Annotated in this window: 7 protein-coding genes; 1 reads left to right on the top strand and 6 read right to left on the bottom strand. The window is 69.8% G+C overall.

Translation table 11 applies throughout. From position 1 onward, the window contains the following. Positions 1 to 87: 87 nt before the first annotated feature. The gene (locus G6N18_RS01195; RefSeq protein WP_083001238.1) at positions 88 to 423 is read left to right on the top strand and encodes a type II toxin-antitoxin system VapB family antitoxin; all 336 of its coding nucleotides are present in this window, start codon (positions 88 to 90) and stop codon (positions 421 to 423) included. Here the strand turns inward: G6N18_RS01195 and mbtG are convergent. From mbtG to G6N18_RS01165, 6 genes are read right to left on the bottom strand one after another with little or no spacing between them, the layout of a single operon-like run. After that, entirely contained in the window at positions 420 to 1,721 is a 1,302-nt protein-coding gene (gene mbtG / locus G6N18_RS01190; protein WP_083001239.1) for an NADPH-dependent L-lysine N(6)-monooxygenase MbtG, read from the bottom strand. The genes G6N18_RS01195 and mbtG overlap by 4 nt on opposite strands. After that, positions 1,718 to 6,040 carry a non-ribosomal peptide synthetase gene (locus G6N18_RS01185; protein WP_083001389.1) on the bottom strand — a complete coding sequence of 1,441 codons (4,323 nt, stop codon included), beginning with the start codon at positions 6,038 to 6,040 and terminating at the stop codon, positions 1,718 to 1,720. The genes mbtG and G6N18_RS01185 overlap by 4 nt, the downstream gene beginning before the upstream one ends. 47 nt (positions 6,041 to 6,087) lie before the next feature. Continuing rightward, positions 6,088 to 11,181 carry a non-ribosomal peptide synthetase gene (locus G6N18_RS01180; RefSeq protein WP_083001240.1) on the bottom strand — a complete coding sequence of 1,698 codons (5,094 nt, stop codon included), beginning with the start codon at positions 11,179 to 11,181 and terminating at the stop codon, positions 6,088 to 6,090. Beyond that, positions 11,178 to 14,117 (bottom strand): mycobactin polyketide synthase MbtD, encoded by a 2,940-nt coding sequence (gene mbtD, locus G6N18_RS01175; RefSeq protein WP_083001391.1) that lies wholly within the window; start codon positions 14,115 to 14,117, stop codon positions 11,178 to 11,180. Before mbtD ends, G6N18_RS01180 begins: the two co-directional genes overlap by 4 nt. Beyond that, positions 14,117 to 15,448 (bottom strand): beta-ketoacyl [acyl carrier protein] synthase domain-containing protein, encoded by a 1,332-nt coding sequence (locus G6N18_RS01170; protein WP_067225798.1) that lies wholly within the window; start codon positions 15,446 to 15,448, stop codon positions 14,117 to 14,119. The genes mbtD and G6N18_RS01170 overlap by 1 nt, the downstream gene beginning before the upstream one ends. Beyond that, positions 15,438 to 16,181, bottom strand: coding sequence for a thioesterase II family protein (locus tag G6N18_RS01165; protein WP_067225801.1), 744 nt, complete (start codon positions 16,179 to 16,181; stop codon positions 15,438 to 15,440). The genes G6N18_RS01170 and G6N18_RS01165 overlap by 11 nt, the downstream gene beginning before the upstream one ends. Positions 16,182 to 16,247 lie beyond the last annotated feature (66 nt).

Here is a 16,247-nt window from a genome sequence, read left to right as displayed (position 1 = left end):
CGCCCGCGCGCCCGTTGCATTAACCTTGGCACCTGGTGTGGGCGTGACGCCGCAGCCCGGGGGTACGACGCGAAGGACGTTCGTCGGATGATTTTCAAGGGAGTCAGAGAGGGCAGGCCGTACCCCGATCACGGCTTGTCCCATCGCCAGTGGGCGCAGATCCCGCCGCGGCAGATCCGCCTCGACGAACTGGTCACCACCACCACGGTGCTTGCGCTGGACCGGTTGCTTTCGGAGGATTCGACGTTCTACGGCGACCTCTTCCCGCACGCGGTGCGTTGGAAGGGCATCGTCTATCTGGAGGACGGATTGCACCGGGCGGTGCGGGCCGCGCTGCGCAACCGCACCGTGTTACATGCGCGTGTGTTCGACATGGATGTGCCGGCCCCAGCCGACGCATGGGCCCAAGCGCAACAGGCTTAGCCGCGCCGTACGGCGGGCAGCGTGCTGTCGTCGCCGGCCGTGGTTGAGGCCAGGTCGGCACCGAGGATGCGGTCGGACAACAACCCGAGGCACGACAGGTTCGGGAAACCGGGCCCCTGCGTGAGCCCGGACAGACCCGGCAGGAACAGCTTCGGTTGCACGCCGGCGACGGCGAGGTCGTCCCCGATCGACTCCTGCAACACATCCGGAGTCAGCGGCGCGCCGAGGCCCAGTTCCAGCAGATCCAACGCGTCCTGGCCGAGCAGCGGCACGAACCACATGGCGTCAGCACCCGAGCCGTCGATGACCAGATCGAACCCGTGGACGGTCTCCAGCGACTCACCGCCCGCAGTGGTGCTCAGCGTCAACCGGATTCGGCCGTCGCGGGCGACCGCGTGCGCGACTCGGCCGCGGAGGTGGCGGATCCGATCGTCGGCGAGCAACGCGTCCTGCACCCGCGCGGAGAACACCCCGCGGTCGGTGCGCATCAAGGCGTCGCGTCGCTCCCCCATCGTGAGGCTTGTCCATCCGGTGGGATCGGAGAACAGCGTGTTCTCGAAGAATCCTTCTCCGCGGGTGAACAAAGTCACCTGGGGCGAGATCACAGTGATCGTCGAAACCCGGTGGCGGAACAGCTCATTGAGTATCGACGCCGCGGTCTCACCACCGCCGATGACAGCCACCCGTTCGGCGCGGATGACCTCGTGCTGCGCGGCGCGATGCCAGAACTGCGCGATCGACAGCACCCGCGGATTGCCGGGCAGGATCGACCGCTCGGGCTGCCCGGGTCCGGTGATCATCAATCCCTCGGCCGTCACGGTGCGGTCCGGGGTGCGCAGTGCCCACCGTGGCCCGCCGGAATCGGTGTCGACCGAAATAGCCTGCACCTCACCGCTGATCACGTTCATCTCGATGTTGGCAGCGACCCAGCGCAGATACTGGCTCCACCGGCGGTGGGTGGGGGCAGGCCTGCCGCGGTCGATCCACTCGGAGAACTGCCCGGTCGAGATGAGGTATTGCTGCCAGCTGTGCCGGGTCATGCGTTCGTCGAGTTCGGCGTTGCGGCGCGGCACCAGCGCCGAGCGGTACGGGAAGCCGACGTCCTTCTCGGGGCTGGTGCCCAGCCGGTGTTGGCCGTCGGTCCAGCCGCCGTCGGCCTGCCAGTTGGCGGCGACACCGGTCTTCTCGACCGCGACGACCTCGGGCACGTCGAGGCCCATGTCGCGCAGTTCGGCGGCCTTGGCGGCCACGGCGACGGCTTTGGCGCCCGCGCCGACCACCGCGAGTGTGCGGCTCATGAGACGACCTCTCGTAGCGATTCCTGCCACATCGCCTGCAGCGTGGTGACGTCATCGGCGGTCAGGATGTCGGGCAGCGTGCGCCACTGGGTGCCCAGCACCGGTGCGTCGGTATCGCCGAGCACCGCCGCCAGCACGGTCAACTCGTGCCGAACCGCCAGCTGCGGCTCGGGAATTTGCGAGACCCCCGCGAGCAGCGCGCGGTCCGGCCGAAGCGCGCCACCGTCGATCCCGACGTGTACACGGCCCAGGAAGTTCAGCAGCAGCTGCGGCTCGCGGTAGGCGGCGAGGCGTTCGGCGGTGTCCGGCCGCAGATAGCGCAGCAGCCCGTAATCGATGCCGTCGCCGGGTATCTGGGCTACGTCGCGCGCCGAGCGCACCCGCAGCGGGTAGATCGCGGTGAGCAGCCCGACGGTGTCGGAGGTGTCGGCGCCGTCGACGACACCGTCCGCGCGGCCGTGCGTTTCCAGGGCCAGCAGCGGCGGCGGTGTTTCCTGCCCCCGGTGCAAACGCCAGCGGGTGACCGTGCGCGCGGCGGCCAGAGCCAGCAGGTGCGGCGCGGGTTCGGAACCATTGAGCAAGCGCCGCGTCAGGTCGGTCTCGGTCACCGCCATCGAGACGACGACATCGCCGACCCGATCGGTCTGCGGCCGCAGCCTGCGCGCTCCGAGGGCGGGGTCATCGCCGTCGAGCTGGGCGGCCCAGAAGTCGGCCGTGTCGAGCGCGTAGGCCCGCTCGCTGAGCAGGCGCGACCAGCGGCGGTAGCTGGTGTGTTCCGGTGTCGGCGACGGGTCGCGACCGGACGCGACGGTGTGCCACGCCGCGTCGAGTTCGGCCAGCACGACCCGCCAGGACGCCGGGTCCATCGCCAGTACGTGGGCGGTCAGCAGCAGCACACCGGCGCCGCGGGACGGTCGCAGCCACACCGCGGCGAACATCGAACCCCGTTGCGGGTCAAGGCGTTCGACTGACCGCCTGCCGTGTTCGGCGACGGCGTCGGGCAGGGTTTCGGCGACACCGTCGATCCGCACCTCGGTCAGCAGATCCTGGACCGGGTGCTCGACGAACGTCATCGTCTGCCGGTCCAGCCGACTGTGCAACATCTCATGGCCGTCGACGACCGCGTGCAGCAACCGCTCGAGCTGCGCACGGGTGATGCCGTCGGGTAACGCGATGGCCTCGGTTTGCGCCAGCCGTCGTGGGTCACCGTGCTCGTAGAGCCAGTGCGCGTTGGGCAGCACGGGGATGGGCCCCTGGGGATCGTCGCCGTGGCGGGCGACATCCGATTCGCTGTCGACGGCCGCGGCGAGCTCGCGCAGCGTCGCGCACTCGAGCATCAACCGGGCGCGTAACGGGATGCCGCGCCTGCGGGCCGCCTGCACCACTGACAGAGCCACGATGCTGTCCAGGCCGAGCGCGAGGAAGTCGGCGGCGACGTCGATGTCGGGGCTGTCGGTGCCGTTCAGCACCTCAGCCAGCACGGCGGCCAACGCCGCTTCCGTCTCGGTCTCCGGGGCGGCCGAGGGGCTTTCGGCGACGGCGATTTCGGCGAGGGCGGCTTCGTCGACCTTGCCGTGCGCCGTCAACGGCATCTGCTCGACCACCACGATGGAGTGCGGAACCATATAGCGGGGCAGGCGTTTTGACACCAGCGCGCGTAGCTCCGACACGTCCGGCGCCGGCGACGCGGCGACGAACGCCACCAACTGGGGACCCCACCGCTGTTCGCGCACCGCCACGTGGGCGTGCCGCACCGCAGGATGGGTGTGCAGAACAGCCGAGATCTCGGCCGGCTCGACGCGGAAGCCGCGAATCTTCACCTGCGCATCGGAGCGGCCGAGGAACTCCAGCGCGGCGTCCGGTCGGCGGCGCACAACATCCCCGGTGCGGTACATCCGCTCGCCCGGTGCGGACGGATCGGCGACGAACCGGGCCGCGGTCTCCCCCTGCCTGCCGAGGTATCCACGGGTCAGCTGACGCCCCGCGAGATACAACTCACCGGGCACTCCGTCGGGCACCGGGCGCAGCCACGAGTCCAGCACGTAGGCCCGGCTCGGCGACGTCGGCCGTCCGATCGTCGGCTCCTCATGATCGGCGATCGCGGCCATGACCGCTTCGACGGTGGTTTCAGTTGGGCCGTAACAGTTGTAGGCCGTCATCCCCGTGCGTGCGCACTCGTCGCGGATCATGTTCCACGCCGGAATCCCGACGGCCTCACCGCCCAGCGCCAGCACCCCGAGCGGCACCGTGGTCAGCAGTCCGACCGCGCGCAGTTGGGCGAACATCGACGGCGTGGTGTCGATCAGGTCGATCCCGTACCGCCCGATGGTCTCGACCAGCGCCTCGGCGTCCCGTTGGACGTCGTCGTCGACGATGTGCACCGCGTGCCCGTCGAGCAGGGCGGCCAGCGGCTGCCACGCGGCATCGAAGGTGAACGACCAGGCGTGGGCGACCCGCAGCGGGTGCTGCAGCCGAGCGGCCGCCGGCCGCAGTACGTTTCGCGCGTGGTCGTCGGCGTAGGCCAGCAGCGCCTGGTGGGTGCCGACGACACCCTTCGGTTTGCCGGTGGTGCCGGAGGTGAACACCATGTACGCGGCCTGGCCCGGCGCTGCGGGCACAGCTCGGAAGTCCTCGACCGCTTCCGCTCCGGCCGCGGCGAGCATCTCGTCGTCCACGACGACCGTCGCGCCGCACTGACCGAGGATGTCGGCGATCCGCTCCGCGGGCATACCGGGGTCCAGTGGCACGATGACGCCACCGGCCTTCAAAACCGCGAACATCGCGATGACGTACTGCGGTCCACGCGAAAGACGAATCGCCACAGGAGTTTCGGTGTGCACCCCCCGATTCGCCAGCGCGGCGGCGAGCCGGTCGGCCGCCTCGTCGAGTTCACGGTAGGTGAGTTCGCCGCCGGACCAACTCAGTGCCGGCGAGGCGAGCCTGCTGCTCGTGGTCTCGGTGAACGCGGTGTGCACGCCGAGGTGCGAAGGGACGGGTGCCAGACCGGCCGTCGCGTTCTGACCCTCACCCTCGATCAGGACACTGACGTCGCGCAACGGGTTGTCCCAGTGGGTGATCAGCCGTTGGGCGGTGGTGAGCACGCGGCGCCCGAGCGATTCCGGGCTCATCTGCCCGAGCGCGCCGTCGATCACCTCGACCAGCACGGTGAGCTCGTCGCCGATCATGTGCGCAGCGATCGTGACCGGGAAGTGCGACACGCTCTCCAGCGCCGCCGGACGGAACGTGGCGCCGTTGGCGACGAAGTCGCCGCCGCCGACCAGACCGCCGGGCGGGAAGTTCTCGTAGACCAGGAGGGTGTCGAACATCTCGCCGATACCGCCCAGCGAGCGCAGTTCGTTGTGGGGCAGATAGCTGTGGTCGCGCAGCTTGGCCGCTTCCCGTTGCAGGGCAACGCATTGCGTGCCGACGGGCGCCATCGGGTCGAGGCGGACCCGCAACGGCACGGTGTTGATGAACAGCCCGACCATGGTCTCCACGCCGGCGAGCTCGCCGGGGCGACCCGAAACCGTTACCCCGAACACCACGTCGGAGCGGTCGGTGAACGCCGACAACACTGCAGCCCACGCCATTTGCACCAGGGTGTTGACCGTGACGCCGTGCGACCTCGCGGCTTCGGCCAGGGAGAGGGAGGCGGCGCGATCCAGGTTGATCTCGGTGCGGCGCGGTTCTCCGGCGGGCGGCTCACCGGAGGCCAGCGCCGGTGTGACAAGCGTCGGTCCACCGAGGTCGGCGAGGTGTTCGCGCCACAGGTTGCGGCTGGTCTCCTGATCTCGCGCTGCAAGCCAGCCGATGTAGTCGCGGTACGGTCGCGGCGGCGGGGGCAGCGCGGCGGGGTCACCGCCCGAGCGGTAAAGCGAGATCAGCTCGCCGACGAACAACGGCAGCGACCAGCCGTCGATGATGATGTGGTGGGCGACGACGATAAAACGCCAACGCGGCCCGGGCGTTTCGATCAGCACGAACCGGATCGCCGGCCCGCGTTCGAGGTTGAACGGCCGGTGACGTTCGTCGGCTTCGAGCGCGTCGACCTCATCGGCCGCCGCGGTGAGGTGCCGCCAGGGCAGATCGACGCGGTTGGGCACCACCTGAACCGGCTTGCTCTGCGCGCGCAGGAAACTGGCGCGCAGGTTGGGGTGGCGGGCCAGCATCGCCGCCGCGCACTCGCGTAGCAGGTCTGTGTCGAGGTCGCCGGTGACTTCGGCGACCATCGCGATGACGTACGGGTCCTCGCCGCCGTCCTCGCCGGTGCTCAACTGTGCCAGCGAGAACAACCCCTGCTGCAGCGGGCTCAGCGCCATCACGTCCTCGATGGCGACCGTGGGTTCGCTCTTGGATTGGGTTGAAGTCACGGCGCACCGTCTTGCGACGCCGACCACATCGACGTGACCGCCGCCAATTCGTCCGCCGACAGTCCGGACGCCGCCATCGGCTCGTGGTGGGTGTCGGGCGTATCGGTTCCCGAGCCGGCTTCGTCGACCACGCTCGCGAGCTCGTGAAGCGTGGAGTGCTCGAACACCATTCGCGCCGTGACCGCCAAACCGGCATCCCGTGCCCTCGCCGCCAGCTGCACCGCGAGAATCGAATCGCCACCCAACTCGAAGAAGTTGTCGGTGCGGTTGACCTCGGGCACGTTGACGACATCAGCCAGCAGTGCGGCGAGCGCCCGTTCGGTTTCAGTGCGCGCCGGTTCGGCCGGACCCGCCGGTGTCGACGGGCGACGTGCGTCGGCGGCCTCGACGAACTCCAGCCGGCCATCGGCCGTCCACCGGCCGCGCTTGCCGGTGGCGCGCAGATCGGCGCCGGTCTCGTCGACGACATGCTCGTAGACGTCGCCCACCACGCCGATCGCGACCGGATCGCGCCAGCCGTCGAGCACGCTGACCGACTCCGAGGCGCTGAACCGCTGCACCAGGCGGCGCTCCTCGCGGTCGGCGATCTGCACGTCGCGCACCCGTTGGCCGGCATCGTCGGCGAACGCGGTCAGCACGCGGGACAACCACCCGACGAACCGTTCGGCGGTGCTGCGCCGGTACAGGTCGGTCCGGTAGATGACGTGCCCGCGGTAGCCGTCCTCACCGCCGAAGAAGTTGACCGACAGGTCGGCGTGCGCGACGTCGAAGGGCGGCTCCAGCGCGGTGAACGTGGTGTCGCCGTCCGGGCCGGATTCGATGACCTGGTCGGCCGGCAGCGCATCGCGCACATGCACGACGACCCCGAACAGCGGGTTGCGCGACAGCGACCGCGCCGGCCGCACCGCGTCGACCACCTGGTCGAACGGCAGGTCCTGGTGGGCGTATGCCTCCAGCGCGGTGTCGCGGACCCGGCGCAGCACCTCGCGCAGCGTCGGGTTGTCGGTCAGGTCGTTGCGCAGCACCACGATGTTGATGAAGAAGCCGACGAGTTGGTCGAGTTCGGTTTCGGTGCGGCCGGCGACCGGGGTGCCCAGCGGAATGTCCGGGCGCTCACCGGCTTTGTGCAACGCGACGGCCACCGCCGCCTGCAGCAGCATGAATTCCGTGACTCCCAGTTCGGAGCTCAGTTCGGCGAACTTGGCGCGGGTGGCGGCGTCGACGTCGAACGAGACGGCGTCGCCTTCCCCGCTCAACACCGGCGGACGCGGGAAGTCCGGCGCCAGACCCGGATCCTCGTGCAGGCCGGCCAACTGCCGGCGCCAGTAGTCACGCTGCGCGGCGACGGGGCCGTCGGTCTGGCCGAGCAGCGCGGCCTGCCACGCTGCATAGTCGGCGTACTGGACCTGTAGTGGCGCGAACGCGGGTGCGTGGCCGGCGCGCCTGGCCCGGTATGCCGCCAGCAGGTCGGTGAACAACACCATCGCCGACCAGTGATCGGCGGCGATGTGGTGCACCACGAGCGAAACCACGTGCGCGTCCGGCGTCGCCAGCACCGCGGCGCGCACCGGCGGATCACTTTCGAGATCGAAGACGTGTCTGCGCTCGGCGTGGAGTTCGCTGTCCAGCCAGGCGTCGTCGTCGCCGTGGGCGCGGCGCACCGCGACCTCGAGTTCCTTGTTGACGATCTGGTATGGGGCGCCGTCGATTTCGCGGTAGGTGGTCCGCAGCACCTCGTGCCGGGCCACCACGTCGCGCACCGCCTGCACGAACGCGTCCGTGTCGCAGGGCCCGCTGATGCGGGCGGCGAACGGGACGTTGTTGACCGGGCTGGGGCCGTCGATGCGGTACTGGAACCACATCCGCAACTGCGAGGCGGACATGAGCAGCGGCCCGTCGTGCGGAACGGGCACCAGTCGGGGCCTGGTGGCCGCGGTGACCGATGCCGATTCGATCCGCTGCGCCAGCGCGGCCACGGTGCCGAGTTCGAAGACTTCGCGCACGCCGATGTCGACGTTGAACGCGGCGCGCACTGCGGCAACGAGTTTCGTGGCCAGCAGCGAGTGCCCACCGAGATCGAAGAACGAGTCGTCGGCGCCGATCTGGTCGCGTTCGAGCAGTTCGGCGAACAGGTCGGCGATCCGCCGCTCGGTTCCCTCGACGGGTTCGCGGTAGGTTGCGCGCGAGTCGATGTCGGGATCCGGCAGGGCCGCGCGGTCGATCTTGCCGTGTGCGGTGATCGGAATTTCGTCGACGACGACGTAGGCCGCGGGCGTCATGTACTCCGGCAGCGCGGCCGCAACGCGGTTGCGGATGCGCTCGACGTTCACGGCCTCGATCGCTTCGGCCGGTGTCACATATCCGACGAGGCTCTTGCCGACACCGGGCAGGTCGCTGACCACCACCACCGCCTGGCCGACGCTGGGGTCGACGGAGATCGCGGCCGCGACTTCACCGAGTTCGATGCGAAAGCCCCGGATCTTGACCTGCTCATCGGCGCGGCCGACGAACTCGATGTCGCCGTCGGCGTTGCGGCGGGCCAGGTCTCCCGACCGGTACAACCGGCCACCGGCATTGAACGGGTCGGCGACGAACCGCTCGGCGGTCAACGCCGCCCGGCGGTGGTAGCCGTGGGCGACATGCGTTCCGCCGATGTAGATTTCGCCGATCACCCCGACCGGCACGGGCCGCAGCGCATCATCGAGCAAGTGGATCTGGGTGTTGATCTTCGGCTTGCCGATCGGCACGATCCGGGTGCCCTGCTTGCCCTCTACCTTGTAGCGGCTCGCGTTGATCACCGTTTCGGTCGGCCCGTAGAAGTTGTGCAGCAGCGCATCGAAGGTCGCGTGGAACTTGTCGGCCAGTTCGCCGGGCAGCGCTTCGCCGCCGATGGGCACCCGCTGCAGCGTCCGCCACTGGTTGACGCCGGGCAACGACAGGAACAACCCGAGCAGCGACGGCACGAAGTGCATCGAGGTGATGCCTTCGTCGTGCAACAACTCGGTGAGGTAGCCGACGTCGCGAAGGCCGTCCGGGCGGGGAATCACCAGTCGGCCGCCGCACGCGAGCATGCCGAAGATCTCGGCGATCGACACGTCGAAACTCGGCGATGCGACCTGCAGTAGCCGCTCGCTGTCGTCGATCCCGTAGTCGCCCTTGAACCACACGAAGTACTCGGCAACCGGCAGGTGCGGCACCGGGACGCCCTTGGGCAGACCCGTCGAGCCGGAGGTGTAGATGAGGTACGCGGTGTTGTCCGGATGCAGCCTGCGAACCCGGTCGGTGTCGGTGGGGTCCGTGGCGCGGTAGTCGTCGAGGCCGGTGATCGGTTCGCGGATGGTCAGTTTCGGATCGGAGTCCGACAGGATGAACGTCAGCCGGTCCTCGGGATAGGTGGGGTCGACCGGCTGGTACACCGCGCCCGCCTTGATCACGCCGAGCGCCGTGATCACCAGTTCCGGTGAGCGGTCCAGCAGCACCGCCACCCGGTCCTCGGTGCCGATGCCCTGCCCGATCAGCCAGTGCGCCACCCGGTTCGCCGACTCGTTGAGCTCGCGGTAGGTGTAGTGACGTCCCTCGTAGACGACCGCGACCGCATCGGGTGTGCGCGCCACCTGGGCTTCGACCAGCGCAGTCATCGTCGAGGGGGCGGTGCCGAACTCCTCCCCGGCCGCCACCCGGTGCAGCCAATCGGCGTCGGCGGCGCCCATCACGTCGAGCTCGGCGATGGGGAGATCAGGGCGTTGCAGCGCATCGTCGAGCAGCACCGCGTAGTGCTCGAGCAGCTGGCGGACCAGTGCCGCGTCGAGGATCTCGACGAGATACTCGGCCTCCACGACGACCCGCGCTTGCGGCGCGTCGAACTCCACCATGAAGCCCAACGGCAGCTGGGTGAAATGGCTTCGCAATTCCGCTCGGTTGCAGGTGATTCCGGGCGGATTGAAGCCCTCGCCGTCGGCGCCGCGCGCGCCGAACGTCACGCGCGTCATCCGCTCGACGCCGTGCCGACGATCCGGGTTCAGTTCGCGCACCACCCGGTCCAGGTTGACGCGTTGATGCGCGAACCCGCCGACCGCGGTGTCACGGGCGTGCGCGACGACGTCGCGGAAGCTCTGCCGGGCGGCGGGCCGCAGCCGCAGGGCGACCGTGTTGCCGTAGTAGCCGATCACGTCCTCGACGTCGGCGCTGCGATTCAGCACGGGCGTGGCGACCAGGAAGTCCTCGGCGTGGGTGTAGCGCCGCATCAGCACCCCGAAGGCCGCCAGCAGCACCATGTACTGCGTCGCGCCCGACTCCTTCGCCAGCGCCGCGACCCGGTCGACCGTGCCGTCCGGCAGTTGCAGGGTGATGCGCTGAGATCGCCAGTTCGTCGGCACCGCAGAGCCGTTCGGGCCCGGCAGTTCCAGCGGCTCGGGCGGGTCGGCCAGCGCGGTGCGCCAGTAGTCGAGGTCTTCGTCGACCGAACCGAGCGTGTGCGGAGGCGGTGCCACGGCAGGCGCGAGCGGCTCACCGGAGTATGCCCGGGTGAGGTCTCCGAAGAACACCCGCCAGCAGCCGTCGTCCCAGGCGATGTGGTGCGCGACCAACAGCAGGATGTGCTCGTCGGCGGCGGTGCGCACGACGGTGAGCCGCAGCGGGGATTCGGTGGCGAGGTCGAAGGGTGCGCCGAACTCGCGCTGGGCCAGTACTTCCAGTCGAAGTCGTCGGGCGTGCTCGGAGAGGTCGGTCAGATCGTGCACCGCCCAGCCGGGCGACAGCTCGTCGTGCACGGTCGGTTGCGGTTCGCCGGCTTCGTCGGCCTGATAGGTCGTGCGCAGCACTGCATGCCGCGCCGCGACGGCGTTGACGGCGTCGTGCAGCAGGGCGACGTCGAGCTCGCCGGTGATCCGGTAGGAGAGGCAGATGTTCAGGATCGCCCCGGTCGGATCGGCCGTCTGGACGAACCACATGCGACGCTGCCCGTCGGAGAGTCCGCTCGCCTCGGTGGTCGATGGGTTTTCCGTGCGCAGCCCCCGCTCGGCCAACTTGCGGCGCAGCAGCTCCAGCCGGCGGTCCTCGACCCGCTCGCGGGTATCGACCGTGTCAGTCACGCGTTGTCCACCTTCTCTGTTCGTTCTGTGCTGTCGAGATCGGCGACGAGTTCGCCGCCGGTGATGCCGCCGAGCAGGGTGGCCAGTGGCACCTTCCGGCCGGTCGTTCGCAGCAGCCGCTTGCGTAGGTCCAGGGCCAGCAGCGAGTCGACGCCCATGTCGAGCAGCGACATGTCGAGATCGATCGAGGTCGGCTCGAGGTTGAGCACAGCGGCAAGCTCGGTACGCACCCGCGCAGTAGTGTCGGCAGCGCGTTCGCTTGGGGCCGTGGGGATTTCGGCGACATCGGCGGTTCGGCTCTCCAGGAACATTCGCAGCCGGCCCTGATCGGCGCTCAGCAGCAGCGGGTCCTCGCCGTGATCACGCAGGGTGGCTTCGACCGCCGCGTCGGGGGTCATCGGTAGCAGGCCCGACCGTTCGATCCTGGCCACCTCCCCGACGCCCGCGATCCCACTGCCGCGCCACAGCCCGTACCTGGCGGCCAGGCAGTGCTGGCCCTTGGCGCGCAGCTGGCCGGCCATCACGTCGAGCATCCGGTTGGCGGCCGAATACGCGGCGTGCCCGTGCCCGCCCCACACGCCGGACAGCGACGAGCACAGCAGGATTCGCGCGTCCGGACGCATCGGCCACAGTTCCGTCATCCGAGCCAGGCCGCCGATCTTGGCCGCCACGGTGTCTGCGAACGCGGCGGGCGTGATCCCGTCGCGGTCCGTGAAGGCCGCCGTACCCGCGGCGTGGATGAGCAGCGAGGCGCCGGACCCGCCGAACTGCGCGGCCACCGCCGCGACCCGCTCGGCGGAGGTGACGTCACAGCGGGGTGCGACCACCTCGACCTGCGCTGCCGCTAGTTCGGCGGTGTCGGCGTCGTCGACGCCGCTGCGACTGAGCAGCACGATGCGACGGGCGCCGTGGGCGGCCAGATACCGGGCGAAATACAGGCCCACCGAGCCGTTGCCACCGGTGATCACGACGTCGGCGAGCGTGTCACTGTCCAGCCGCCAGGACGGCGCCGGCTCGACCGACTCGGACACCGTCCTCGCGAAAACCTCTGGACCCGAGCCGTCGTCGCGTACGGCAGCCTCATCGGCGTCGGCCAGCAGCGCGGCCGCCGCGGCGGCCGCCACCGTCTCGTCGGGTTCCCAGGACGGCAGGTCGAGATGGCGGAACGCCTGCTCGGGCCGTTCGAAGCCGATACTGCGGTGCATCGCCGCCAGCGCGGCCTGTGCGGGCAACGCCGTGGGTTCGCCCGGCCGGACATGCTCGCCGCCGACGGTCACCAGACACACCGCCCGACAGTCGGGTCCTGCGGCGTCGACGTAGTCGAGCAAGCCGGCGCCGATCAATCCGGAGATCTCCTGGGCGCCGCGTTCGGCGTCGGGATGGTCCAGTTCCGGGGCCACCGCGACGACGAGGTCGGCGGTCCGGGCCTCGACCAGTTCGGACCCGCTGCGGCGCAGCGCGGTGCGCAGCCGATCACCGAGTGCCCCGCCGGGTCCGGCGAGCTCGACCACCGCGACGCGCCGCGCCATCGTTGCCGACGGCGTTGTGCGGTCCCATTTTTCGCGGGCCACGGTGACGCCATAGACCGGTGCCAGCGGTTGCGGTTCGGCCCACAGCCGCACTGCCCGCATCGGCGCGTTGGGAAACCCGCGCAATGGCGACTGCGTGTCGACGTCGACGAGGTCGGCCCACCGGTACCCGGGGTTGGCCACCGCGACGGCGGCGATGTTGGCCGACAACGCTTCCATGGGCGCCATCTCGCGGTGTCCCGATCCGACGACGAGCGGCTCGTCGGTCTGGTCGGCCAGCAGGTCACCCAACGCGAACAGCAGGGTCGGATGCGCCGACATCTCGATGAACGCTTCCGCGCCCTGGCGGCGCGCAGCTGCCACGGCGCGGTCGAATCGCACGGTGTTGCGCAGGTTGTCGTACCAGTAGTCGGTGAAGCCGGTCCCTGCGGGCACCACCTCCGCAGTCGTCGAACCGATGAACCGCACGGGCGTATCGGTGAATTCGGCATCCGGAAGCATCGCGCGCAGATCGTCTCGCACCCGTTCCAACGCGCTGGTGTGGCCGGGATAGTCCACGTCCAGCTCGCGGGCGAACAGGCTCCGCTCGGTCGCGGCGGCCACCAGCGCGGTGACGGCGGCGCGCTGCCCGGACACCGCCACCGAAGCGTCGGCGTTGACCGCGGATACCTCGAGCCAACCGGGGATCGTGGACATCAGTCTTTCGGCGTCGGGAAGCGAAACTCCAAGCGCCGCCATGCCGTAGTCGCCGGACAGGCGGTCCACCGCCTTGGCACGCGCGATGACCACCCCGGCGGCCGCCTGCAGCGCGATGCTTCCGGCGATGTACGCGGCGGCGACCTCGCCGAGGCTGTGCCCCACGACGACGTCGGGCTGAATTCCGCACGACCGCCAGATGTGGGCCAGTCCGACGGCGTGGGTGAACTGCGCGGCCTGGATCTGCGTCTGCGACCACTGCCCGCCGGTGGAGTCCGCGGTCAGGTACGGCAGCGGCGACGGCTCGCCCGCGGCGACGAACGCCTCGGCGCACCGGTCCACGTGCGCCCGGTACACCGCGGACTGCCGGTATGCCTGCGCGCCCATGGACGGCCACTGGTTGCCTTGTCCGGGGAACACGAAAGCCACTCGCGCCGTGCTGGTTTCCGATGAGCGGACGACGAGCGGGTGATCGGTGCCCGCGATGACGGCGCGCAGCCCGTCGGCCAGTTCCGCGGTGTCCGCGGCGCGCACCACCGCACGGTGCCTGCGCAGTCGGCGGGTGCGCAGCAGGGTCGCGGCGACCGCCCGCACGTCGGGATCGCGGTCGAGGTAGCGCATTATCGCCTCGGCGTCGGCGGCGACGAGTTCCTCGGCGTGCGAGCTCAACACGACGGGGACCCGGCCGTCGGGCAGGTCGGTCGACGGCATCATGCCGCCTCGGATTCGGTCGCAGGCATCGACACCAGCACGTGAGCGTTGGTGCCGCTCATACCGAATGCGGTGACCGCCGCGAAGCGTCTGCCGTCGACCGCGGGCCAGGGCGTCAGCTCGGTGGCCAGCCGAAGACCTTGGCTGTCCCAGTCGATTTCGCGACTGGCTTCGTCGGTGTGCAAGGTGGCCGGGATCGCGCCATGCTCGGCGGCGATCAGCACCTTGGCCAGGCCGAGCCCGCCCGCCGCCGCCTGCGAATGGCCGAGGTTCGACTTGACCGAGCCCAGCAGGCCGCCTTCGCCGGGTGCGGTGGCGCCGTAGGTCTGGACGAGCGAGATCAGCTCGGTGCGGTCCCCGAGGCGGGTGCCGGTGCCGTGGCCCTCGATCATCCCGATGTCTTCGGGCCGCACCCCGCTGTGCTCCAGCGCGCGCTCGAACAACCGCGCTTGTGCCTGGCCGCTCGGTGCGGTGAGACCGACTGAGCGGCCGTCCTGGTTCAGGCAGGTGGCCCGCAACTCGGCGAGTATCCGGCGTCCGTCGCTCACCGCCCTCGATCGGCGTTGCAGGACGAACATCGCTGCGCCCTCGGCCCATACGGTGCCGCTGGCCTGCGCGCTGTAGGGCCGGCAGTGCCCGTCGTCGGACAGTGCGTGTTGTTTGGAGAACTCGACGAAGAAGCCGGGCGAGCCCATTACGCAGACGCCACCGGCCAGCGCGAGGTCGCAGTCCCCCGACCGCAGCGACTGCGTCGCGGTGTGGATCGCGGTCAGCGTCGACGAACACGAGGTGTCGATGGTCAGCGCGGGGCCGGCGAGCCCGAGTGTGTAGGCGATCCGCCCGGAGATCACTCCGAGTGCGGTTCCCGACATCAAATGTCCGGTGAGATTGGAGAACTCGGCGAGATCGGGACCGTACCCCATCGTCGAGGCGCCCACATAGCAGCCGGTGTCGTGGCCCGCGAGGTCGTCGGGGTTGATGCCGCTGTTCTCCAGCGCTCGCCACGCCACCCGCAGCGCGACCCGCTGCTGCGGATCCATCGCGACCGCTTCGCGCGGCGAGATCCCGAAGAACTCCGGGTCGAAAGCCGCACCATCGGAGAGAAATCCGCCGAGGTCGTGGATGCGCTTGAACCCGTCGCGCTGCGAACCGTCGAGCACGTCGCGCACCGACCACCCGCGGTCCCGTGGGAACGGGCACAGACCTTCGCGCTGTGCAACCAGCAGGTCCCAGTAGGCGTCGGCGGTGTCGACGTCTCCCGGCGCCTCGATCGCCATCCCCACGATCACAATCGGATCGTCGGCGGCGTGATCCGGCCCGCTAACCGGCATTGACCAACTCCGCGACCACGTCGATGTGGTCATTGATGTAGAAGTGGCCACCGTCGAACAGCGACAGCGTGAACGCGCCCTGGGTATGAGTTTCCCAGCCCCGCAACATATCTTGGCTGATCCGGTGATCGTCGCGGCCACCAAGGGTGTGAATGTCGGCGGCGAGGCGGACGTCCGGTGCGCAGGCGTAGCGGTTGAACGCCAGATAATCCGCACGCACCGCGCGGACGAGCAACTCGATGAACTCCTCATCCTCGACCAGCCGCGGATCCGTGCCGCCGAGGTCGATCATGTTGGCGACCACTTCCGCCTCGGCGGTGGGCAACCGCGGTGAACCGGCGATCGTGGACGGCGCCTGGCTCGCCGAAACCCACAGCTGCCTAACGGGAACCCCGTGACGCTCGGCGACCCGGCCGAATTCGAATGCGATCACCGCGCCCATGCAGTGGCCGAACAGTCGCAGCGGGCCCAGCCGGGACCAGTCGCCGGCAGCGAACAGATCGGCGGCCAGCGCCTCCACAGTGTCCGGTGCGGGGTGGGTCAGCCGATCCGCACGCTGCGGGTACTGGACGACGTATGCGTCGTCTCCGCCGCCGGCCAACGCCGACGCGAACGACCGGTAGGCCGCCGCCGCGCCGCCCGCGTGCGGGAAGACGACGGTCGCGCCGCCGGCGGTCTTCCCCGCGGAGCGTTTGATCCAGGGCGCGAAGGTCAATTGGCTCTGTTCGATCATCGTGTCGGGGTCACGTCGATGCGTCGGCGGGAAGTCCAGGGCAGCGCCTGCGCGTCCGCGAGAAAT

The sequence above is a fragment of the Mycolicibacterium celeriflavum genome (assembly GCF_010731795.1).
Lineage (GTDB): Bacteria > Actinomycetota > Actinomycetes > Mycobacteriales > Mycobacteriaceae > Mycobacterium > Mycobacterium celeriflavum.
The sequence above is the reverse complement of the archived record's forward strand: the minus strand, read 5'-3'. Positions and strand labels throughout refer to the sequence as shown.